The 21,201-nt window shown below is 73.0% G+C and carries 15 protein-coding genes and 1 pseudogene; 7 read left to right on the top strand and 9 right to left on the bottom strand.

The window, feature by feature from the left end; all coding sequences use genetic code 11:
- Positions 1 to 2: 2 nt before the first annotated feature.
- Together ACTG9Q_RS16360 and ACTG9Q_RS16355 are read right to left on the bottom strand one after the other, a co-directional pair.
- Entirely contained in the window at positions 3 to 1,037 is a 1,035-nt protein-coding gene (locus ACTG9Q_RS16360; protein ID WP_455573639.1) for a LacI family DNA-binding transcriptional regulator, read from the bottom strand.
- A gap of 105 nt (positions 1,038 to 1,142) precedes the next feature.
- The gene (locus ACTG9Q_RS16355) at positions 1,143 to 1,658 is read right to left on the bottom strand and encodes an ATP-binding protein (RefSeq protein ID WP_455573638.1); all 516 of its coding nucleotides are present in this window, start codon (positions 1,656 to 1,658) and stop codon (positions 1,143 to 1,145) included.
- A gap of 399 nt (positions 1,659 to 2,057) precedes the next feature.
- On the opposite strand from ACTG9Q_RS16355, the gene lanKC reads away from it, so the two are divergent.
- The 4 genes from lanKC (at position 2,058) to ACTG9Q_RS16335 (ending at position 8,323) form a co-directional block, all read left to right on the top strand.
- Positions 2,058 to 4,580 carry a class III lanthionine synthetase LanKC gene (gene lanKC, locus ACTG9Q_RS16350; RefSeq protein WP_455573637.1) on the top strand — a complete coding sequence of 841 codons (2,523 nt, stop codon included), beginning with the start codon at positions 2,058 to 2,060 and terminating at the stop codon, positions 4,578 to 4,580.
- A gap of 23 nt (positions 4,581 to 4,603) precedes the next feature.
- Positions 4,604 to 4,747, top strand: a complete 144-nt coding sequence (locus ACTG9Q_RS16345) for a SapB/AmfS family lanthipeptide (protein WP_455573636.1) — start codon at positions 4,604 to 4,606, stop codon at positions 4,745 to 4,747.
- 247 nt (positions 4,748 to 4,994) lie between these two features.
- Entirely contained in the window at positions 4,995 to 6,602 is a 1,608-nt protein-coding gene (locus ACTG9Q_RS16340; protein WP_455573635.1) for an ATP-binding cassette domain-containing protein, read from the top strand.
- A complete protein-coding gene (locus ACTG9Q_RS16335) occupies positions 6,599 to 8,323 on the top strand; it encodes an ATP-binding cassette domain-containing protein (RefSeq protein ID WP_455573634.1) in 1,725 nt (574 codons plus the stop codon). The genes ACTG9Q_RS16340 and ACTG9Q_RS16335 overlap by 4 nt, the downstream gene beginning before the upstream one ends.
- Here ACTG9Q_RS16335 and ACTG9Q_RS16330 read toward each other — a convergent pair.
- From ACTG9Q_RS16330 to ACTG9Q_RS16310, 5 genes are read right to left on the bottom strand one after another with little or no spacing between them, the layout of a single operon-like run.
- Positions 8,266 to 9,285 carry a LacI family DNA-binding transcriptional regulator gene (locus ACTG9Q_RS16330; protein ID WP_455573633.1) on the bottom strand — a complete coding sequence of 340 codons (1,020 nt, stop codon included), beginning with the start codon at positions 9,283 to 9,285 and terminating at the stop codon, positions 8,266 to 8,268. The genes ACTG9Q_RS16335 and ACTG9Q_RS16330 overlap by 58 nt on opposite strands.
- The gene (locus ACTG9Q_RS16325) at positions 9,282 to 10,685 is read right to left on the bottom strand and encodes a GH1 family beta-glucosidase (protein WP_455573632.1); all 1,404 of its coding nucleotides are present in this window, start codon (positions 10,683 to 10,685) and stop codon (positions 9,282 to 9,284) included. The genes ACTG9Q_RS16330 and ACTG9Q_RS16325 overlap by 4 nt, the downstream gene beginning before the upstream one ends.
- Entirely contained in the window at positions 10,682 to 11,566 is an 885-nt protein-coding gene (locus tag ACTG9Q_RS16320; RefSeq protein ID WP_455574035.1) for a carbohydrate ABC transporter permease, read from the bottom strand. Before ACTG9Q_RS16320 ends, ACTG9Q_RS16325 begins: the two co-directional genes overlap by 4 nt.
- 2 nt (positions 11,567 to 11,568) lie before the next feature.
- Entirely contained in the window at positions 11,569 to 12,570 is a 1,002-nt protein-coding gene (locus ACTG9Q_RS16315; protein WP_455573631.1) for a carbohydrate ABC transporter permease, read from the bottom strand.
- A 6-nt stretch (positions 12,571 to 12,576) separates the two neighbouring features.
- A complete protein-coding gene (locus ACTG9Q_RS16310) occupies positions 12,577 to 13,872 on the bottom strand; it encodes an ABC transporter substrate-binding protein (RefSeq protein WP_455573630.1) in 1,296 nt (431 codons plus the stop codon).
- A gap of 682 nt (positions 13,873 to 14,554) precedes the next feature.
- On the opposite strand from ACTG9Q_RS16310, the gene ACTG9Q_RS16305 reads away from it, so the two are divergent.
- Together ACTG9Q_RS16305 and ACTG9Q_RS16300 are read left to right on the top strand one after the other, a co-directional pair.
- Positions 14,555 to 15,565: a methyltransferase domain-containing protein gene (locus ACTG9Q_RS16305; RefSeq protein ID WP_455573629.1), complete on the top strand. Its 1,011-nt coding sequence runs from the start codon at positions 14,555 to 14,557 to the stop codon at positions 15,563 to 15,565.
- Positions 15,566 to 15,623: 58 nt separating this feature from the next.
- Positions 15,624 to 16,432, top strand: a pseudogene (locus ACTG9Q_RS16300) (isocitrate lyase/PEP mutase family protein).
- Positions 16,433 to 16,642: 210 nt separating this feature from the next.
- Here ACTG9Q_RS16300 and ACTG9Q_RS16295 read toward each other — a convergent pair.
- Entirely contained in the window at positions 16,643 to 19,411 is a 2,769-nt protein-coding gene (locus ACTG9Q_RS16295; RefSeq protein ID WP_455573628.1) for a PQQ-dependent sugar dehydrogenase, read from the bottom strand.
- A gap of 170 nt (positions 19,412 to 19,581) precedes the next feature.
- Between ACTG9Q_RS16295 and ACTG9Q_RS16290 the strand changes: the two genes are divergently transcribed.
- Positions 19,582 to 20,607 (top strand): zinc-binding dehydrogenase, encoded by a 1,026-nt coding sequence (locus ACTG9Q_RS16290; RefSeq protein ID WP_455573627.1) that lies wholly within the window; start codon positions 19,582 to 19,584, stop codon positions 20,605 to 20,607.
- Here ACTG9Q_RS16290 and ACTG9Q_RS16285 read toward each other — a convergent pair.
- The gene (locus ACTG9Q_RS16285) at positions 20,597 to 21,184 is read right to left on the bottom strand and encodes a hypothetical protein (RefSeq protein ID WP_455573626.1); all 588 of its coding nucleotides are present in this window, start codon (positions 21,182 to 21,184) and stop codon (positions 20,597 to 20,599) included. The genes ACTG9Q_RS16290 and ACTG9Q_RS16285 overlap by 11 nt on opposite strands.
- Positions 21,185 to 21,201 lie beyond the last annotated feature (17 nt).

Genomic DNA, 21,201 nt, shown 5'->3' with positions numbered 1-21,201 from the left:
GACTACTCGCCGGGTCGAATTTCGCTGGAACCCCGCACGACCAGCTCCGTGGGGAGCAAGACCGAAGGCGGCAGGTGGGTCTCCCCCTCCAGCTGGGCCTGCAGCCGCCAGGTCGCGCTGCGGCCCAGCTCCTCCACCGACTGCCGCACGGTGGTCAGCGCCGGGGTGGTGCTCGTGGCCAGGATCGAGTCGTCGTGGCCCACCACGGCGACGTCCTCGGGCACGCGCCTGCCGCGCGCGGCCAGCAGCCGCAGCGCGCCCACGGCGATGATGTCGGCCGCGGCGAAGACCCCGTCGATGTCGGGGGCGCGCTCCAGCAGCTCGGCCATCGCCGCGGCGCCGCCGTTGCCGGTGAAGTCGCTGTGGACGACCAGGTCGGCGGGCAGGCCCGCCTCGCTCATCCCGCGCCGCCAGCCGACCAGCCGGTCGATGCCCACCGCCATGTCCTCCGGGCCCGCGATCGTGGCGATGCGCCTGCGCCCGATCTCCACCAGGTGCCGGGCGGCCTGCAGGCTGCCGGAGAAGTTGTCCGAGTCCACATAGGGCACCGCGGTCTCGCCGAGCGGGCGGCCGACGACCACCACCGGCAGCCCGGCCTCGACCAGGCGCTGCGGCAGCGGGTCGTGCCCGTGCAGGCTGACCACGATCGCCCCGTCGACGTGGCCGCCGCAGAGGTAGTTGGCCACCGAGTAGTCGGTGTCGGTGCGCCCCATCATCAGCACCAGCTGGCGGTGCCCGGTCGCCATCCCGGCGGACACCCCGCGCAGCACCCCGGCGAAGAACGGGTCGCCGAAGACCCGGTCGCCCTGCTCGGAGACCACCAGCGCGATGGAGTTGGTGCGCCGGGTGACCAGGCTGCGCGCGGCCTGGTTGGGCACGTACCGCAGCTCGGCGATCGCCTCGGTGACCGCTTCCTTCGCCCGTTTGCTCACCCCGGGCATGTCGTTGATCACCCGCGACACCGTGGATCGGGAAACCCCGGCTACGCGGGCGACCTCCTCCAGCGTCGGCGCCGCCCGTTCGTCCGACTCGGTCATGCTCAACTCAACTCCGATCGCGCGGACGGTCCGCGCACCCGGTCCCGGGGTGCGTCCGCGGCACGATCAGCTTAAGCCGCGGCGACGTGCGGGCACCGGCAGGCATCACCGCTGGTCGCGGTCGCGCCGTCCGCTCAGCCCGAACAGGATGCGCTGCATGGTCTCCTCGTCGGCCCCGATCGGCTCGTCCGGCGGGTTGCCGCGCACCGTCTGGGAGGAGGGCCTGCGCTGGCGGCGGGGCAGCGGAACGGCCGAGGCCGACATGCCCGATGGCAGCGCGATCGCCGCCCAGAGCACGGTCCGGCCGTCGCCGATGTCCAGCACGCCCGCCCGCGCGCCCGAGGGCACTTTCGGCACCGGCACCGGGTGCGACGGCTCGATCTCGATGACCAGGTCGCCGCCGGAGAGCCGGGCGCGGGCGGTCATCATGCCGGGCGCGGCGGGATCGGCGGCGGCCACGACTGCCTTCGCCAGCGCGCGGGCGGTCTCGGCGCCGAGTTCGCGCAGGTCGCGAAGGGACCATTCGGTCAAGGAGAAGCGCACGAACATCTCCGCGCAGCCCACCGCGCTGGGGAGGGCGACCAGGTGGAGGTCGTCGACCTGTTCGGTCCGGTCGTGCATGGCCTCTCCTTTCGGCGCCGCCCTGCGTGCGCCAGATGGTGCCATGTCGGCCGCTTTCCGCCGCAGCCTGGTCGATCGTCACCCGCTGTGTGCGAACCGGACGAACCCGTCACGGTGGCGACCGGGCAGAGGTGAGAATTGCCCAGCTTCGCGTTGGTCCAGGCAGGACCATGGATACGCGGCATTCGGGTGGTTTCGGTTCTGGAAACGACTACCGACCGCACCTGTTACCTGAAGGTAATACACCCTGATGGCCCCTCGATCGGGTGCGGGCAAACACTGAATTGGCGGATTGGCTCGCGCGGTTCGGCTGTGCGGGAATTAGTTGTGAACGCAGGAGTTGGCATTCGGGGCGGTCTGAATCCCGGTTGAAACTCGATCATTCTGGAGAGGGAAGCGATGGATCTGCGGTACGAGGCGTTCTGCTTCGCCGATCCGCTGTTCTTTGACGAACAGCGCGTCGCCGCGGATTCCGACGCGGGGTTCGCCCGCCTCGTCCCCACCCCGGCCACGGGCTGGGGGAGCGGGGATATGGGCACGTGGCGCCTGCTGCGGCCTGCCGGGGTGGTGACCCCGGAACAGGGGTGGAAGATCCACGTCTCGGCCACCATGGACAACGCCGAAAAGGTGCTCGGCATCGTCGCCGACTACTGCTTCGACGCGCGAGTCGCGTTCAAGCACCTGCGGAGCAGCGGTATATTGCTGGCGCGCAACGCCAAATACGCGCCCCGCTCTGGCAGTGGCAAGTTGGTGACTATCTACCCGACCGACGACCGGCAACTTACGGGAATTCTCGACGGATTGTCCGCCAAACTTGCCGGTTTCGCGGGCCCGTACATTCTCAGCGACTTGCGCTATGGCGACGGCCCGCTGTATGTCCGCTACGGCGGATTTGTCGAGCGGTGGGTGGAGTTCGACGGCGCCCGGGTGCTGGCCCTGCGTGGCCCGGACGGCGAGCTGGTCCCCGACGAACGGACGCCGACCTTCCGCGTGCCGGAGTGGGTCGAGCTGCCCGAGTGCCTGGCCCCGCACCTGGCCGCCCGCCGCTCCGGCGACCCCGGCCAGTTCCCCTACCGGGTCTCGTCGTCCCTGCACTTCTCCAACGGCGGCGGCGTTTACCGGGCCACCGACGCCGGTGGCCGCGAGGTCGTCCTCAAGGAAGCCCGCCCGCACGCCGGGCTGGACCGCGACGGCGTCGACGCCGTGGCCCGCCTGGTCCGCGAGCACGACGTCCTGCGCCGCCTCGACGGGATCGAGGGCGTGCCGAAGGCGTACGACCTGATCACCGTGTGGGAGCACAGCTTCCTGGCCATGGAGCCCATGGAGGGCCGGGCCCTCGGGCCGTGGCTGGCGCGCAACTACCCGCTGACCCGGCACGACTCCAGCGGGGTCGCCGACTTCACCGAGCGCGCCACGGCGATCGTGGCCCGCGTCGAGCGGCTGCTCGCCCAGGTGCACGAGCGCGGCGTCGTCTTCGGCGACCTGCACGCGCTCAACATCCTGGTCGACGAGGACGGCACCGTCTCGCTCATCGACTACGAGATGGCCTTCCCCGCCGAGAGCGGCGAGCGGCCCGCGCTGGGCGCGCCCGGCTTCCGCGCCCCGGCCGACCGCACCGGCACCGCGATCGACAACTACGCCCTCGCCGCACTGAAGTTGTGGGTGTTCCTGCCGCTCAACGCGATGCTGGAGCTGGCCCCGGGCAAGCTCGCCGGGCTGGTCGACTTCATCGAGCGCCGCTTCCCCCTGCCCGCGGGCTACGCCGACTCGATCCGCGCCGAGCTGCGGCCCGGCCCCGCGCTGACCACCGCGCTGGACGAGCCCTCACCCGACTGGGCGGCCGTGCGCGCGGGCCTGGCCACCGCGATCCTCGCCAGCGCCACCCCGGACCGCGCCGACCGGCTCTTCCCCGGCGACATCGAGCAGTTCCGCCTCGGCGGCGCGGGCCTGGCCAACGGCGCCGCGGGCGTCCTGCACGCCCTGCACGCCACCGGGCAGGGCCGCCATCCCGAGCACGAGCGGTGGCTGCTCGACGCCGTCCGCCGCGACCCGCCCGCCCGGCCCGGCCTGCTCGACGGCGCGTACGGCATCGCCTACGCCCTGGACACCCTCGGCCACCACGACGCCGCCCTCGACCTCGTCGACGGCGCGGCCACCCTGGTCGAGCAGACCCGCGACCACGGCTACGGCGGCGGTCTGGCGGGCATCGCGCTGGCCCGGCTGCACTTCGACGGCGCCGAGCACGCCGAGGCCGCGGTGGAGATCGGCGGCAGGCTCGCCGACGCCCTGGCCGCCGCCGCCCCGCCCGACGAGGTCGGCCGCGCGGGCATCGTCTCCGGCTGGTCGGGCCCGGCGCTGCTGTTCGCCCGGCTCTACGACGAGACCGCCGACCCCGGCTGGCTCGACGCCGCCGAGCGCGCCATCGACCGCGAGCTCGCGGAGTGCGTGGTCACCGACGACGGCACCCTCCAGGTGCGCGACGGCGGCGCGCGCACCCTGCCGTACCTGGCCGTGGGCAGCGCCGGGGTGGCGCTGGCCATCGAGGAGCTGGCCGCCCGCAGGCCCGCCGCGGCCTGCCTGGAGCGTCAGCCGGACCTGCTGCGCGCCTGCTTCGGCGAGTTCGTCATCCACCCCGGCCTGCTGTACGGCCGCAGTGGGCTGCTCGCCGCCCTGACCGCCGCCCAGCGGCGCGACCCCGACCCCGCCCGCGCCGCCGTGATCGAGGCGCATCTGTCCGCGCTGGCCTGGCACGCGGTGCCGTACGGCGGCGGGATCGCGATGCCGGGCAACCAACTGCTGCGCCTGTCGATGGACGTGGCCACCGGCGGCGCGGGCGTGCTGCTCGCGCTGGCCGAGTGCCCCGTCCTGCCGTTCGTCGGCGCGGCGCCCAAGACTCCGGCCCTTACCCGGGCCGGTTCGTGAAATCCGATGAAGGGAATTGCAACATGGACATGATCCTGGAGCTGCAGAGCCTGGACGCCCCCAACGAGCTGTCGTACACCGACCCGAGCCACGGCGGCGGCGCGTCCAACCTGAGCCTGCTGGCCTCCTGCGCCAACAGCACCATCAGCCTGCTGACCTGCCACTAGGCCGCGCTTCAGGTGTGGAGCACGGCATAGCCGCGCCAGTCCACCCGCAGGCGGCACGGCCGGATACGCCCGAATACGACACCGGTATTAGGACGATCCCGCCGCACCACCGGCGAGCGGACTGATCACGACTCTCCCGCACACCACACCTGAAACACGACCTAGGTCTCGGACTGATGCGGGAGCGGCGCAGGACTAGTGCGCCGCTCCCGCACTTCATTGTTCCATTGGGCCAAAAGAGGTAGGCGTGCTCGCCGCGGGTGATCGGGTTCTGCTGGGCGTTGTCGACCGGGGCCGGGCGTTGTGGCTGGTCGCGGTCGCGTTGGCCGGGATGGCGGCGGCCCTGGTGCTGCCCGGCGCGCTGTCCGCCGCGGTGGACGGCGGCGGGGTGCTCGCGGTGGCCTGCGCGGGCGCGGTGGTGATCGTGGCCGAGGTGCTGGGGATGCTGCTGGCCGCGCGGGTCACCGCGGGGGCCGGGGCCCGGCTGCGCGGGGAGGTCTCGGCGCACCTGGTCCGGCTGGGGCCGGGGCGCTTCGCCGACGGGGACGCGGTGGGCCGGTTGACCGGGGACTGCGCGGGCGCCGCGCAGGTGACGGGGCTGGTGGTGCAGTTGGTGTCGGGGACCGTGGTCTCCGTGGGGGCGGTGGTGGTGCTCGCGGTCCTGGACTGGCGGGTGGCCTTGGTGTTCGCGGTCGCCTTGCCGGTGGCGCTGTTGATCGCGCGGTCGCACCTGCGGCTCACCGCCGCGGACGTGGCGGCCTACCAGTCGGTCACCGGGGAATTGGGCGCGCGCCTGCTCGACGCGGTGCGCGGGCTGCGCACCATCGCCGCGGCGGGGGTGGGGGAGCGCGAAGCCGCGCGGGTCCTGCGCCCGCTGCCGCGCCTGGGGGCGGCGGGCACGGCGATCTGGCGCGGCCAGGCCAGGATGGTGTGGCGCGGTGGGCTGCTCCGGCCCGCCGTGCAGGTCGCGGTGCTGATGGCGGCGGGGTTCGGGTTGCAGGCGGGCAGGCTCGGGGTGGGCGACGTGCTGGCGGTGCTGGGGTACGCGACGCTGGGCCTGGGGGTCGTGGGGCAGGTCGCCGTGCTGACCGGCCTGGCGCGGGCGCGGGCGTGCGCGGGGCGGATCGCCGAGGTGCTGGACTGCGAGCTGCCGGGTTCCGGGACGGTGGCCCTGCCCGCGGGCCCCGGTGTGGTGACCGCGCGGGGCCTGGCCATCGGCAAACTGTCCGATGTGGACTTGACCATCCCGGGCGGCGCTTCCGTGGCGCTGGTCGGCCCGGGCGGGCCCGACCTGGCCGCGGCGCTGGCGGGGCTGCGCGCCCCGGACCGCGGCACGGCCCTGCTCGACGGCGTCGCGGTGAGCGACGTGCGGGACCGGCGCGCGGCCATCGGCGTGGCCCCGGCCCGCCCGGTGCTGCTGGGCGCCACCGTCGCCGACGCCGTGGCCTACGGCGCCACCGCCACCATCACCACGGATGTCCGGGCCGCGTGCCGGGCCGCCCGCATCGACCACCTCGTCGAGCGGCTGCCCGCCGGGTACGACACGCCCATGGCCGACGCCCCGCTGTCCGGCGGCGAGGCCCAGCGCATCGGCGTGGCCAGGGCCGCGGCCGCCCGACCCCGGCTGCTCGTGCTCGACGAGGCCACCACGGCCCTCGACACCGTCACCGAGTCCGAGGTCGACGGGGGGCTGGCCGACTTCCTCCCGCACACCACCCGGATCTCGGTCACCGCGCGGGCGGGCGCGGCCGCCCGCGCCGACCTCGTCGTGTGGCTCTCCGATGGCCGCGTCCGCGCGGTCGCCCCGCACGAGGTCCTGTGGGCCGACGCGGAGTACCGGGCGGTGTTCGGATGAGCGTGGTGCGGCAGTACTGGCACACCCTCGGCAGGCAGTGGCGGGGCTGGGCCGTGCTGCTGGCCTGCTCGCTCCTGGAGGGCCTGCCCGCCTTCCTCTCCGGGGTCCTCATCCAGTCCGCGGTGGACAAGGGGTTCGCGGCGGGCCGCCCTCTCGTAGGTGCCGCCTGGCTGGGCGCGTTCGGCGCGATCGCCGTCGTCGGCGCGTTCGGTGCCCGGCTGGTGTGGAGCACGGTGGGCGGCGTGGTCGAGCCCGTCCGCGACGCCCTGGTGGGGGTCGTGGTCCGGGGGGTCCTGCGGGACAGCACCGGGCACCGCGTCGCGCCGGACGCCTCGGCCGTCGCGCGGATCACCCAGCACGTCGAGGTCGTCCGGGACGCCACCGCCGGGATGCTCGTGCAGGCGCGCGGGATGGTGGTGACCGCGGTCGCCGCGGTGCTCGGCGTCGCCGCGGTGGCCGGTGACCTGGTGTGGGCGGTGGCGCTCCCGGTCGCGGTCGCGGTCGCCGCGTTCCTGGTGCTGCTGCCCGCGCTGGCCCGGGGGCAGCGACGGCTCACCCTCGCCGACGAGGCGACCGCCCAGGCCGCGGGCGAGGCGCTGGCCGGACTGCCCGACATCGCCGCCTGCGCCGCCCAGGACACCGCGTCGGCCGCGGTCAAGGCGGCGGCCGACGCCCAGGCCGCGGCGGCGACCCGGCTGGCGAGCGCGTCGGCGGCGCGCGTCGCCGTCGTCGCGGTGGGCGCGTTCCTGCCGGTGGTGCTGGTGCCCGCGTTCGGCGCCGGGCTCTCCCCGGGGACGCTGCTCGGGGTGCTGGTCTACCTGACCGGGACGCTGTACCCGGCGTTGAACGGCTTGGCGGCCACGGCGAGCACGGTGGTCCTGCGGCTGCTCGTCGCCCTGCGCAGGCTCGGGGAGGCGGCGTCCACACCGGCCCTCGAGCCGGGCGCCACGACCCCGCCCACCCCGGAGGTCGCCATCCGCGGCCTGACCCACCGGTGGGGCCCGCACGCCGAGCCCGTCCTGCGCGACCTGGACCTCGACCTGTGCCCCGGCGACCACCTCTGCGTCATCGGGCCCAGCGGCATCGGCAAGTCCACCCTCGCCGCCCTCATGACCGGCCTCCTGCCCGTCCAGCGGGGCAGCGTCACGATCGGCGGCGTGCCGATCCACGACGTGGACCACACGACCCTCGTGGCCTTCACCCCGCAGGAGGCGTACGTCTTCGCGGGCACGGTCCGGGAGAACCTCTCCCTATTGAACCCGGACGCCACCGACGACGACCTCCGGCACGCCGCCCAGGAGGTCGGCGCGGGGCGCCTGCTCGGCCGCCTCGGCGGCCTGGACGGCGAGATCGACCACGCGGGCGCCGACCTCGACCCCGCGGAGCGCCAACTCCTCGCCCTCGCCCGCGTCCACGCCACGCGCTCCGCCATCGTCGTCCTCGACGAGGCCACCTCGCACCTCGACCCGCGCGCCGAGGCCGCCGCGGAACGGGCTTTCGCCGCCCGCGGCGGCATCCTGGTCGTCATCGCCCACCGCATGTCCTCCGCCGCCCGCGCGGACCGCGTCCTCCTCCTCGACGGCAGGCACACCGTCCTGGGCGCGCCCGCCGACCTGGAGAAGCACTGCACGCCGTACATCGATCTGCTGAACGCCTGGGCGGGCTACGCGGACGTGCGCAGGATCAGCTCGGTGGGCAGCAGGATCGACGGCGGCAGGTGACGCTCGCCCGCCAGCTGGGCCAGCAGCCGCCACGTCGTGGTGCGCCCCAACTCCTCCACCGGCTGGCGCACGGTCGTCAGCGACGGTGAGGCCATCGTCGCCAGGACCGAGTCGTCGAAGCCGACGATGGCGATGTCCTCCGGGACCCGGACACCGCGGCTCTGCAGGTACTGCATCGCGCCGACGGCGATGATGTCCGCCGCGGCGAACACCGCGTCCACGTCGGGGTGGCGCTCCAGCAGCTCGGCCATCGCCCGCGCGCCCGCGTCGATGGAGAAGCGGCTGTGCACCACCGCGTTGGTGGGCCGCTTGGCGTCACCCAGCGCGCGCCGCCAGCCGATCAGCCGGTCGATGCCCACCGCCATGTCGTCCGGTCCGGCGATGGTCCCGATCCGCGCCCGCCCGAGGGAGAGCAGGTGCCGGGCCGCGATCAGCCCGCCGGTCAGGTTGTCGGAGTCCACGTAGGGCACCGCCCCGCCCGCCAGCGGCCTGCCGACCAGCACCACCGGCAGCCCGGCGTCGACCAGCCGCCGGGGCAGCAGGTCGTTGCCGTGCAGGGAGACCACGATCGCGCCGTCGACGTGCCCGCTGCACAGGTAGTTCTCCAGCGTGTCGCGGTCGGAGTCGCCCTGGCTCATCAGCAGCACGAGCTGCTTGTGGCTGGTGCCCAGACCCGCGGACACCCCGCGCAGCACCCCGGCGAAGAACGGGTCGCCGAAGACCTGGTCGCCCTTCTCCGAGACCACCACGGCGATGGAGTCCGTGCGCCGGGTGACCAGGTTGCGCGCGGCCTGGTTGGGCACGTACCGCAGCGAGGTGATCGCCTCGGCCACCGCCTCCCTGGCCCGCTTGCTCACCCCCGGCAGGTCGTTGATCACCCGGGACACCGTGGACCGCGACACCCCGGCGGCCCTGGCCACTTCCTCCAGGGTCACCGAGACGCGGTCAAGCGCTTCGCTCATCGCTCGGCTTCTGGGAGGGTGTTGGCGCGCGCCAGCCGCGAGTACCAGTGCGCGCTGCGCTTGAGCGTGCGCACCTGGGTGGCGTAGTCCACGTGCACCAGCCCGAACCGGTGCGCGTAGCCCTGCGCCCACTCGAAGTTGTCCAGCAGCGACCAGTAGAAGTAGCCGCGCAGGTCCACCCCCGCCGCGATGGCCGCGTGGGCGGCGGCGACGTGGCTTTCCAGGTACGCCAGCCGCTCGGCGTCGTCCACCGCGCCGTCGACGAGCTCGTCGTCGTAGGCGGCGCCGTTCTCGTTGACGTACCAGGTCATCCCGGGGTACTCGCGGTCGGCGGCCACCAGGCACTCGGTCAGCCCGGCGGCGCGCACCTCCCAGCCCGACGCGGTGACCGGCAGGTCCCGCGGCGGGAACGAGACGGTCTCACTGCCCGGCCAGCCCAGGTCGGTCTTGCCGTCGGGGACCGCCGAGACGTGCCAGTCGCGGTAGAAGTTCACCCCGACGAAGTCCACCGGCGCGCTGATGACCGCCAGGTCGCCGTCGCGGATGTGCTCGGCGAGGCCGTAGTCGGCGACGTCCCGCAGCACGTCGGCCGGGTAGCGCCCGCGCAGCACCGGGTCGAGGAAGATCCGGTTCTGCAGCCCGTCGATGCGCCGCGCCGCGTCGCGGTCGGCCGCGGACGCGGGGTCCGCGGCCAGCACCGGGTACAGGTTGAGCGTGATGCCGGACTTCGCCTCGGGCGCGTGCTCGCGCAGCGCGGCCATCGCCATGCCGTGTCCCAGCAGGAGGTGGTGCGCCGCGGCGAGGGCGTCGCTGCCGCTGGTCCTGCCCGGCGCGTGGACCCCGTTGCCGTAGCCGAGGAACGCCGCGCACCACGGCTCGTTCAGCGTGCTCCACACCGGCACCCGGTCGCCGAGGCGGCGCGCGACCGACTCGGCGTAGTCGGCGAAGCGGTGGGCGGTGTCGCGCGCCGCCCAGCCGCCCAGGTCCTCAAGGTGCTGGGGGAGGTCCCAGTGGTACAGCGTGGCGCACGGGGTGATGCCCGCCGCCAGCAGCTCGTCCACCAGGCGCTCGTAGAAGTCCAGACCCCTGGCGTTCTCCGGGCCGCCGTCGGGCCGCACCCGCGGCCACGCCACGGAGAACCGGTAGGCGCCCAGGCCCAGCTCGCGCATCAGCGCGACGTCCTGCGGCATCCGCCGGTAGTGGTCGGCACCGGGGTCCCCGGTGTCGCCGCCGACGACCTTGCCCGGCGTCGCGCAGAAGGTGTCCCAGATGGACGGCGAGCGGCCGTCGGCGGTGGTGGAGCCCTCGACCTGGTAGGCGGCGGTGGCCGCGCCCCACAGGAAGCCGGGCGGGAACCGCAGGATCGCTGCGGCGGTGGCGGTCTGTACGGACACGGTCACCCCTTCACGGCGCCCTGCATGATGCCCGCCACGATCTGGCGGCCGAGCAGGACGAAGACGATGAGGACGGGAATGGTGGCCAGCGTGGTGCCCGCCAGCACGAGCGAGTAGTCGATGTAGTAGCCCGACTGCAGGCGCTCCAGGGCGAGCTGCACCGTGGGGTTGTCGGCGTTGAGCACGACCAGCGGCCACAGGAAGTCGTTCCAGGACGTCATGAACGTGAACATGCCCAGGAACGCCGCGGCGGGACGGACCGCGGGGACGCAGACGTGCCAGAACGTGCGGATCATCGAGCACCCGTCCACCCGGGCGGCCTCGATCAGCTCGTACGGGACGGCCTCCACCGTGTACTGCCGCATCCAGAACACGCCGATCGCGGTGACCAGGTTCGGCACGATGACCGCGTGCAGCTGCCCGGTCCAGCCGAACTCCGCCATCGCCATGTACAGCGGGATGATGCCCAGCTGCGTCGGCACGGCGAGGGTGGCCACCACGAACAGGAACAGCCCGTTGCGGCCCTTGAAGCGCAGCTTGGCGAAGGCGAACCCGGCCAGGGTGGAGAACAGCACCGTCGTGAAGGTGACCGTGCCCGCCACGATGAGGCTGTTGCCCAGCGACTTCCAGAACGGCACCGAGTCGAAGACCCTGGCGGCGTTGGAGAAGAAGTTCCCGCCCGGGAACAGCGGCGGGACCTTGTCGGTGAGGATCGAGGAGTCGCGGCTGGCGACCAGGAACTGCCAGTAGAACGGGAAGACCGAGCCCGCGACGAACGCCAGCAGCAGCCCGTAGGTCCAGAAACCGGCCCGGCCGCCGGAAGACCGGTTCTCGTTGCGCGCGCCACGGCGCAGCGCCCTGGTGGGCAGCGCGCGCGGAGGTGCCATCGTCATCGCTCGGACCCCGTTCCGGCCAGCCTGCGGGTCAGCAGGAAGTTGATCAGCGCGATCACGATGATGATCACGAACAGCACCCAGGCGATCGCCGAGGCGTAGCCGAAGTCCTGCTGTCCGAAGGCCGAGTCGTACATGTAGAGGGTCACCGTCTGGAACTGGTTGACGGCGCCGCCGTTGTTGGAGCCGGGCATCTCCGAGAACAGCTTGGGCTCGGTGAAGATCTGCAGGCCGCCGATGGTCGAGGTGACGACCACGAAGATCAGCGTCGGGCGCAGCAGCGGCAGCGTGATGCTGAAGAACCGGCGGATCGGCGAGGCGCCGTCGACGACGGCGGCCTCGTGCAGGTCCTTCGGGATCGCCTGCATCGCCGCGAGCACGATGAGGGCGTTGTAGCCCGTCCAGCGCCAGTTCACCATCACCGCGATGGCGACGTGGCTGGAGAAGCGGTCGGCCTGCCACTGGATCGGGTCGAAGCCCAGCGTCTCCAGGATCGAGTTGATCAGGCCGAACTGCGGCCCGAACAGGTTGGAGAAGATGATGCCCAGGGCGACCAGCGAGGCGACGTAGGGCAGCAGCACGCTGACCCGCCAGACGGTCGGCGCCCGCAGCCTCGTGTTCAGCATCGCCGCGATCAGGACCGCGATGATGATCTGCGGGATCGTCGAGAGCAGGAAGATGCTGAGGGTGTTGACCAGCACCTTCCAGAACTGCGCGTCCGCCATCAGGGTCGCGTAGTTGTCCAGCCCGATGAACTCCGGGCTGTCCTCGATGAGCTCCCACTCGAACAGGGAGACGTATCCCGTGTACAGCAGGGGGAACAGGCCCACGATGCCGAACACGATGAAGAACGGCGCCACGTAGAGGTAGGGCGAGTACTTGACGTCCCACTTGGACAGCTTGGCGCGCAGTCCGGGACGCGCCGGGAAGCCCGGCCCGCGCTGGGGGGCGCGGGCCGGGCCACCGGCCACAGGGGGTTCCCTGAGATCGGTTGACATGCGCTGCTACTTCGCGATCTTCTTCGAACCGTCGATCACCTTGGTCCAGCCATCGGCCGGGGAAGCGCCCTGCTCGACGGCCTGCAGGGCCGGGCTGGTCACCGTCTCCTGGATGCGGCCGTCGCCGGGGCCCTTGTACTGCGCCTGGCCGACCTTCTGCGCCTGCTTGGCGAACAGCTCGCCAACCTTGGTGTCGCCGAAGTAGTCGTTGGACATGGCCAGCAGCTCAGGCGAGGACAGCGCGGCCTTCTGGCTGGGGAAGTTGCCGGTCTTGGCGAACGCCTTGACCTGCTGCTCGGGAGCGGTCAGCCACGCGGCGAGCGCGGCGGCTTCCTTGGGGTGCTTGCTCTGGGTCGGGACGGCCAGGAACGAGCCGCCCCAGTTGCCGCCGCCGCCGGGGAAGGCATCGGTGACGGCCCACTTGCCCTTGTTCTCGGGACCGGCCTGCGCCTTGACCACGCCGAGCATCCACGACGGGCAGGTCTTGGTGGCGAACGCGCCGGTCTTGAAGCCGGAGTTCCACTCGTTGCTGAACGCGTTGAGCTTGGCCGACTGGCCACGCCCGGTCGCGGCGGTCACCTTGTCCCAGTTCGCCCTGATCTCGGTGTTGGACTCGATGACCAGCTGGTCGGACTTGTCGAAGAAGCCGACCGGGAGCTGGTTGTGCATCGCGTTGAAGATCTGCGCGCTGGAGTCGTACCAGGCGGCCTCACTGCCCGCGATGAACTTGTCGCCCGCCTCGAAGAAGGCGTCCCACGACTCGAACAGCGCCTTGACGCCCTCGGGGTCGCTGGGCAGGCCCGCGGCCTTGAGGAGGTCCGCGCGGTAGCACATCGCCAGCGGGCCGACGTCGGTGCCGTAGCCGATGAGCTTGCCGTCCTTGGTCGTCGCCTGCTGGGCCTTCCAGTCCAGCCAGCGGTCCGCCTTGACGTCGGCCGGGCCGATCTCCAGGAGGTTGTTGAACAGGCTCGACTTCGCCAGCACGTCGGAGAGGTGGCCCTCCTCGATCGCGACGACGTCCTCAAGGCCGGAACCCGCGCCCAGCTTGGTGAACAGCTGCTGGTGGTACGGGCCGCCCTGGCCGGTCTTGTTGTGCTTGATCTTGACGTTCGGGTTCGCGGCCTCGTACTCCTTCAGGAGGTCCTCGTACCCGAACTCGGTGAAGGTCCCGATGGTCAGCTCGATCGGGCCGCTGGGGGTGTCGCTGGCCCCAGGCTCATCGCTGGAGCCGCAAGCGGCCAGGCCGCCCGTGAGCGTTGCCGCGGCACTGAGGGCCAGTGCCCTCCGGAACAGTTGACGCACAGCTACCCCTATGGGTTGGCGCCGGTGCCTGTGCGAGGTCACCAGTGCGAGACTTCCTGGGAGCGCTCCCAGCTGGGTTGCGAGAAGTGTGCTCGGGGCCACAAACCCATGTCAAGACACCGGTGCGTAACGTTTCGGGCTCGTTGGGTGCCGTTTTGGCCCATTACGACCGGCGCTATCTGCGAAAACAGTGCACAGAGCGCGACCGACCGGCAGTTCGGGGTCGCCGCTTCGTAACCATCGTGACGTTTGGTCGCCATGTGGGTCTTTACAGCTCGGTTTTCTCGTGGTTACCCTAGGTCTGGGAGCGCTCCCAGAGAGCGAACCCCGCGAACGAGCCCGTCCGAGGCGGTGTCGTCCCGCCCCGCCTCGGACGGGCGCCCAACCCCCTGGTCCCGACCGGCGGTCCCCCGGTCGGCCGACGGGTGGCGGTAGTCGCTCCTACCGCCACCCGCCGGAGCACTGCTGCGAACGCCGAACCCGCCGCCACCATGCGCCCGCGCCGGTGTCCGGCAGAGGAACCAGCCGCTCGCTCGACTGGACCACGGCGACGGCGAAACGCTCAGATTTGGTGCTCTACAAAGGAATCTGCTCTGTTCGAGTGAACCAGTGGATGTGGTGAGACGCATCCGGCCCCGCCGCGATTGTCCGACCAGAGTCGGATGATCTTCCGGAGGGACACATGCGCGAATCAACCCTGGCCTTGCTGGTCTGCCCGTCCTGCAGAGGAGGGCTGGACGCGCGGGACCGCAGCGCGCCCGACGCGGTGGCCGCGGGCGAGGTGATGGACGGCGAGCTGGTGTGCCGGGACTGTGCCGCGGCCTACCCGGTGGCGGCGGGGCTGGTCCAGTTCGCCGCGGCGGAGGGCCGCGCGAGCCACGTGGCCGCCAGCTTCGGCTTCGAGTGGCAGACCTTCCACGACGGCGGTTTCGAGCAGGACACCGTCTTCGGGCGCACCATCGATGAGGACCTGGAGCAGTTCCACACGGTCTTCGGCGTCGACGGCGGTTCCCTGGCGGGCCGGGTGATCGTGGACGCCGGGTGCGGCAGCGGCAAGCTCAGCGTGGCCATCGCCAGGGCGCACCCGGAGGCGACGGTCATCGCCGTCGACCTCAACCCGGCCATCGTCGAGGTGCTCAAGTCGGCCGAGGACGTGCCGAACCTGCACGTGGTCCAGGCGAGCGTGTTCGCGCTGCCGCTGGCCGAGGTGGACATGCTGTGGTGCAACGGGGTCATCCACCACACCGGCGACACCCGGGGCGCCTTCGCCTCGCTGGCGCGGACCGTGCGGGTGGGCGGCGAGCTGTTCGTGTGGGTGTACCAGCGCAAGCTGAGCCCGCTGGTGATGGTGCGCGACCTCTTGCGGCCCCTGGGGCTGCACTCGTGGAAGCACGCCACGGTGTACCGGATCTCGCGGCTGCTGTCGCTGCCGACGCTGGGCGCGGTCAAGGTGCTCAACGCGGTCGCGACCCTGCCCGGCGTGCGGTCGCTGGTCGCGCGCAGCACCCACGGCCGCATCCTCACCCGCCGCAGGCACTACGACGAGCTGGCCCTCACCTGGTTCGACGTGCTCTCCCCGCGCCACCGCGACACCTACACGGCCGCGGAGATCGGGCAGTGGTTCACCGAGAGCGGCTACGACGTGGTCCGCGAGTACTGGTGGCCGGTGGGGGTCACCGGCAGGCGACGCTGATTGTCGTACCCCCGCGTTAGGTTTCCGGCGCACGTATCGCGCGCTGAGGGGACCACGGGTGGAGCACAGTCAGAAGGCCAAGGCGTTCCGGGCACTGCACGCCGAGGGGGTGCTGGTGCTGCCCAACGCCTGGGACGCGGGCAGCGCCGCGGTGATCGCCGCCGCGGGGGCCAAGGCGGTCGCCACCAGCAGTGGCGGGGTGTCCTGGGCCGCGGGCCGCCCGGACGGCCAGGGGCTCACCCGCGCGGAGATGGCCGGGCTGGTCGCCCGGATCGCCGAGGCCGTCGACGTCCCGGTGACCGCCGACGTCGAGGGGGCTACGGCCCCGCGCCCGCCGACGTGGCCGCCACCGTCGACGCGGTGGTCGGCGCGGGCGCGGTGGGGGTGAACCTGGAGGACTCCCGGGGCTACGGCGTGCCGCTGTTCAGCCCGCACGAGCAGGCCGAGCGGCTGCGCGCTGCCCGGTCGGCGTCGGCGGAGGTGGTGATCAACGCGCGCACCGACGTGTTCCTGTTCCAGGTCGGCGCGCCGGAGAGCCGCTTCGACGCCGTCGTCGAGCGGGCGCGGGTCTACGCCGACGCGGGCGCGGACTGCTTGTTCGTGCCCGGCCTGGCCGACCTGCGGGTCCTGGCCGCCCTGGTCGACGCGGTGCCGCTGCCGGTCAACGCGATGGCCGGGCCGGGCGCGCCCCCGGTGGCGGACCTGGCCGCGGCCGGGGTGCGCCGGGTGAGCCTGGGCACCTCGGTGGCGGAGGCCGCCTACGCCGTGGCGCACCGGGCCACCGTCGAGGCCCTGGGCTCGGGCACCTACGGCGCCTTAACCGACGCACTGGACTACGGGACGCTCAACGGCCTGTTCAAGCGCTAGGACCTGTCATACCCCGATCGCGACAGCCGGGCCGGATCGGCCGCTGGCGGCACCGCCGCAGAACCCGAGTACGACCCGGTACGAGGGTCCTGCGCCTGCGCCGTCAGCGACCGATCCGATCCCGACTCTCACCGACCGGGGTTTGAGGACAGGCAGCTTGGCCGCACCAGGAAGATCCGCTCCCGGTGCGGCCAAGCCGTCATGCCCCGGTCACCACCGGTACGCCGTCGTGGAGCGGTCGGCGAAGCGGTAGATGATGTAGCCGCCCTCGAAGTTGCCGCGCCGCCCGCCGGTGACGGCGAACTCGCCGCTGGTCGGGTAGCGCAGGAACGAGCGTTCCCAGCCGAGGTCCCGCCAGCGGGCGCGGATGGAGCCGTACACCTCGTGCGCGCCGGTGGCCGGTGTCCAGTAGATGGAGCCGCCTTCGAAGTGGTTGTAGCGGCCGATCCCGTCGGCGGTGCCGCGCTCCCCGGTGGTGGGGTAGCGCAGCACGGAGCTCTCCCAGCCCATGTCGCGCCAGCGGGCGCGGATGGAGCCGTAGACCTCCTGCGCGCCGGTGCCCGGTGTCCAGTAGATGGAGCCGCCCTGGAAGTGGTTGTAGCGGCCGACGCGGTCGGCCGTGGCCGTCTCGGAGGTGATCGGGTAGCGCAGCACGGAGCTCTCGGCGCCCACGGCCCGCCAGCGGGTGCGGATCTGGCCGTGGATCAGCCGGGCGTCGGTCTCCCGTGACCACACGATCGAGCGACCGCCGGTGAAGTCGTTGTAGCGGCCTGCCCCGGTGGCCTGCTCGTCGGTGACGGGCAGCCCGTAGCCGAGGTGCCCGCCCGCGGCCAGGTAGGCCCGCAGGATCAGCCCGTGCACCTCGCGGACGCCGGTCGCGGGGCTCCAGTACACCCGCCCGCCGGTGAACTCCCGCCAGCGCACGGTGGTGTCGCCCTGCTCGACGGCCGTGGGCGCGCCCAGCAGCGCGCGCAGCGCCGGGTCGGCGGCGACGCGCAGGTCGATCGGGGTCAGGTAGGACGCCTGGTAGGCGACGTCGGCGTCCGGCATGACCAGCTCGCGCACCCGCGGCGCGCCGTCGGCCCAGCCGCCGAAGGTCGCGACGCCGTCGCGCGCGGTCTCCGGGGCGATGACCGCGATGCGCTGGCCGACGGTGAACAGCTCCGAGGTGGACTGCTGGTCGCCGAGGGTGAAGTCGGCCGGGGTCGGGCTGTGGATGCTCAGCCGCCGCTGGCGGGGCAGCGCGGTGAAGGTGGCGCGGGCGCGGGCGCCGAGGCTGTCGGTGGCGGTCGCGGTGATCTCCAGGCGGGAGTCGCCGGGGTGGCCGTCGAAGGTCATGGCGAAGTCCGGTCCGCTCTGCCGGACGCCCTGGTGGGAGTGGCAGTCCTGGCCCCGGCAGTGGACCAGGTCGGTGGTCCACTCGACGGCCACCGCGCCGTCCTCGGGGTCGGTGGCCCCGGCGCTCGCGGTGATCACCTCGCCGACGCCGAAGCGCTGGTCCGGGTTCGGCGGGGTGAGGGACAGGGCGGGGGTGTGGTTGCGGGGGTGGACGGTCGCGGTGGCCGTCGCGGTCGCGCCGAGGGGGTCGGTGACGGTGAGGGTGACCGGGAAGCTCGGGCCGGCGGGGTAGGTGTGGCTGGGGGTGGCGCCGGTGCCGGTGGTGCCGTCGCCGAAGTCCCAGGCGTAGGTGAGCGGCTCGCCGTCGGGGTCGGTGGAGCCGGTGGCGTCGAAGGCGACCGTGCCGGTGGCCGGGTCGGTGGTCGTGGCGAGGTCGGCGGTGGGCGGGCGGTTGCCGGGCTGGTAGACGATCCGGCGCAGGTTGCCGGTGGCGATGTCGGCGTAGACGATGTCGCCGCTGACCGGCGCCGCCTTGATCGCGACGGGCGCGCCCACGGTGGCGCCCCAGCCCTGCGGGGCGGTGATGGCCCGGCCCGCGGAGTCGAACCGCATCGTCCAGATGAGCCCGGAGGTGTAGTCGCCGAAGAAGTAGCGGCCCGCGTACTCCGGCGGGTAGTTCGCCCCGGTGTAGACCGCGCCGCCGGTCACGCTGGACCCGAGCTTCGCGGCGTGGCTGTAGGCGTGCTGCGGGGTGACGGTGGAGCGGTTGGCGCAGCCGGGCAGGTCGCGGTAGCCCGCGGTGGTGGCCGAGCCCTCCCAGCACGGCCAGCCGTAGTCACCGCCGGGGGTGAGGTGGTTGACCTCCTCCCAGACGTTCCAGCCGACGTCGCCGACCACCGGGGTGCCGGTCACCGGGTCGAGGCCGAACCGGAACGGGCTGCGGAAGCCCGAGGCGTACACCAGGCTGCGGGGGGCTCGCGGGTCGGCGGGGTCGTAGTACGGGTTGTCGGGCAGGCCGCTGCCGTCCGGGGTCAGGCGCAGGACCTTGCCGTGCAGGTCGTCGCGGCTGCCCGCGCGCAGGGCCCGCTGGTCGACGAACCGGAAGTCGGAGCTGTCGCCGACGCTGAGCCAGATGGCGTCCGGGGTCACGACGATGCCGGTCATGCCGTGCACGTCGGAGTCGGCGGAGGTCTCCACGATGGTGTGCTCGTCGTCCAGGCCGCTCGGCTCACCGCTGGCGTCGAGTCGCACCGTCCACCGGCTCAGCCGCAGCACCCCGTACCGCCCCGCGTCGGCCGCCGTGCTGGGAACGCTGCGGGCGGTGTAGAGGTGGCGGCTGCTCGCGTAGTCCGCCGCCACCCCGACCCCGACCAGCCCCAGGTCCTGCTCGGCACGCACCCCGAGCGTCCCCAACAGCCGCGGCACACCGCCGTTCGGCACCCACACGACCCGCCCGTACTTGCCCACCGCCACCACCGAGGCGTCCGGCAGGTAGGCGAAGTCGGTGACCAGGTCCCCCCGCTGCGCCAACCCCGTCGGCGTGTCGCGCAGCAGGAACCCCCCAGGCACCGCAGGCGCCGCGTCCGCCCCCGGCAACACGACGACCAGACTGGCCGCCACCCCCACGACAAGAGCACCCATTAAAAGTCTTCCAGCCACTGTCCCCCCAGCCCTTCCACAATCCCTACACCCCAGATATCGCCCCCTAACCGAGAAGCGTTGCGACCACCGCCATACAGTCACGGCCCGTGTCTTCACGGTCGCGCGCTGGGGTCACACGCTGGGAAGATGTCGATGTCGGGAGGGGTCTGATGGCCAGGGCCGTGGTGCTCAGGGAGTTCGGGAGTCCGCTGGAGGTGCGGGAGTACCCGGTGCCTGCCGCGTCGCCGGGTGGGATGGTGGTGGCCACGCGGTATGGCGGGATCTGTGGGACGGACCTGCACCTGCGGGAGGGGCGGCTGCCGGTGCCGGTGCCGTTGGTGCTCGGGCACGAGGGGCTTGGGGTGGTGCACGAGTCGCGGATGGGTGGGTTCGCGGGTGGGGAGGTGGTGATGTGGGCGTCGTCGATTGCCTGTGGGGGGTGTGAGGCGTGTGTGCGCTACCGGGAGCCGACGTTGTGTGGGGATCGGCGGACGTATGGGGTGAACCGGTCGGTTGCGGATGGGGAGCCGTTGTCGGGGGCGTGGGCGGACTACATCTGCCTGCGGCCGGGGACGACGGTGGTGCGGCTGCCCGACGGGGTGGAGCCGGTGGCGGCGATGTCGCTGGCGTGCGCCGGGCCGACGATGGTGCACGCGCTGGGCGAGCGGCGGCCGGTGCGGGTGGGGGAGACGGTGATCGTGCAGGGGGCCGGGCCGGTGGGGCTGGCGGCGGCGGCCCTGGCGCAGCTGTCGGGCGCGGGGAAGGTGACCATCGTGGGTGGTCCGCCCGCGCGGCTGGAGTTGGCGCGGGAGCTGGGGATCGGGGACGAGTGGGTGGACGTCGGCGCCGAGGTGGGCGAGGCCGACCTGGTGATCGAGTGCGCGGGGGTGCCGCAGGCGGTCGCGCAGGGGGTGCGGATGGTGCGCCGGGGCGGCGCGTACCTGGTCGTCGGCCAGTACACCGACGCGGGGGACGCGCTGATCAACCCGCACCAGATCGTGCGCAGGCAGCTGTCGGTGTTCGGGTCATGGGCGTTCAGCGGGGCGCACCTGGCCGAGTACGTGCGCCTGCTGCCCGCCCTCACCGCGCGGTTCGACCTCGCGCGGCTGGTGACCGCCTACCCGCTGGACGAGCACGCCGCCGCGCTCGACGACGTCGCCGCCGGGCGGGTGCTCAAGGCCGTGCTCACGCCCTGAGCCCGAGGCGGCGCAGCTCCCAGCCCGCGAGGACGGCGGCGGTGTCCGGGTCGCGCCAGTCGGGGGTGCGCAGGCGGGCCAGCCGGGACAGCGGCTGGGTGTGCAGGGCACGCATGGCGAGCAGGTCCAGGCCGGCGGGGCCCTGCGCGCGCAGCCGGGCGGCGGCGGTGGCGTCGCGGGCGAAGCGGACGCGCCGGGGCAGCCAGACGAGCGCCAGCGCGAGGGCGGGCACGGCGATCAGCGCCACGGTGAGCCAGAACGCCAGCGTCGTCACCGCGTCGACCTGCCAGCGGCCCGCGTCGGCCAGGCTGGTGCCCGCCGCGGTCCCGGTGCCGAGCGCGGACGCCAGGTCGTCGCCCACCAGCGGCACGCCGCGGGCGGTGTCGGCGGCGGAGGTGAACGCGCCGCCGATGGCGTTGCCCGCGGTGGTGAGCCCCTCCCCGGGGGCGCGCAGCAGCAGCACGCCATCGCGGACCGCCATCGCCACCCAGACCGCCAGCAGCAGGAACGCCAGCGCGGCGAGGTCCGCGACGAACTGGCCTAATCGGCGAACAGGGGTTTCGGCGTAAAGCCTCATGCGCGGCTACGTACCAC

The organism is Actinokineospora lacus (assembly GCF_053813445.1).
This window is presented reverse-complemented; position numbering and strand designations above follow the sequence as displayed.

Excerpts from the sequence above, each read along its gene's own strand:
- ACTG9Q_RS16360 (WP_455573639.1), bottom strand. The coding sequence starts at position 1,037 with ATGACCGAGTCGGACGAACGGGCGGCGCCGACGCTGGAGGAGGTCGCC.
- ACTG9Q_RS16355 (WP_455573638.1), bottom strand. The coding sequence starts at position 1,658 with ATGCACGACCGGACCGAACAGGTCGACGACCTCCACCTGGTCGCCCTC.
- lanKC (WP_455573637.1), top strand. The coding sequence starts at position 2,058 with ATGGATCTGCGGTACGAGGCGTTCTGCTTCGCCGATCCGCTGTTCTTT.
- ACTG9Q_RS16345 (WP_455573636.1), top strand. The coding sequence starts at position 4,604 with ATGGACATGATCCTGGAGCTGCAGAGCCTGGACGCCCCCAACGAGCTG.
- ACTG9Q_RS16335 (WP_455573634.1), top strand. The coding sequence starts at position 6,599 with ATGAGCGTGGTGCGGCAGTACTGGCACACCCTCGGCAGGCAGTGGCGG.
- ACTG9Q_RS16330 (WP_455573633.1), bottom strand. The coding sequence starts at position 9,285 with ATGAGCGAAGCGCTTGACCGCGTCTCGGTGACCCTGGAGGAAGTGGCC.
- ACTG9Q_RS16320 (WP_455574035.1), bottom strand. The coding sequence starts at position 11,566 with ATGGCACCTCCGCGCGCGCTGCCCACCAGGGCGCTGCGCCGTGGCGCG.
- ACTG9Q_RS16315 (WP_455573631.1), bottom strand. The coding sequence starts at position 12,570 with ATGTCAACCGATCTCAGGGAACCCCCTGTGGCCGGTGGCCCGGCCCGC.
- ACTG9Q_RS16305 (WP_455573629.1), top strand. The coding sequence starts at position 14,555 with ATGCGCGAATCAACCCTGGCCTTGCTGGTCTGCCCGTCCTGCAGAGGA.
- ACTG9Q_RS16295 (WP_455573628.1), bottom strand. The coding sequence starts at position 19,411 with ATGGGTGCTCTTGTCGTGGGGGTGGCGGCCAGTCTGGTCGTCGTGTTG.
- ACTG9Q_RS16290 (WP_455573627.1), top strand. The coding sequence starts at position 19,582 with ATGGCCAGGGCCGTGGTGCTCAGGGAGTTCGGGAGTCCGCTGGAGGTG.
- ACTG9Q_RS16285 (WP_455573626.1), bottom strand. The coding sequence starts at position 21,184 with ATGAGGCTTTACGCCGAAACCCCTGTTCGCCGATTAGGCCAGTTCGTC.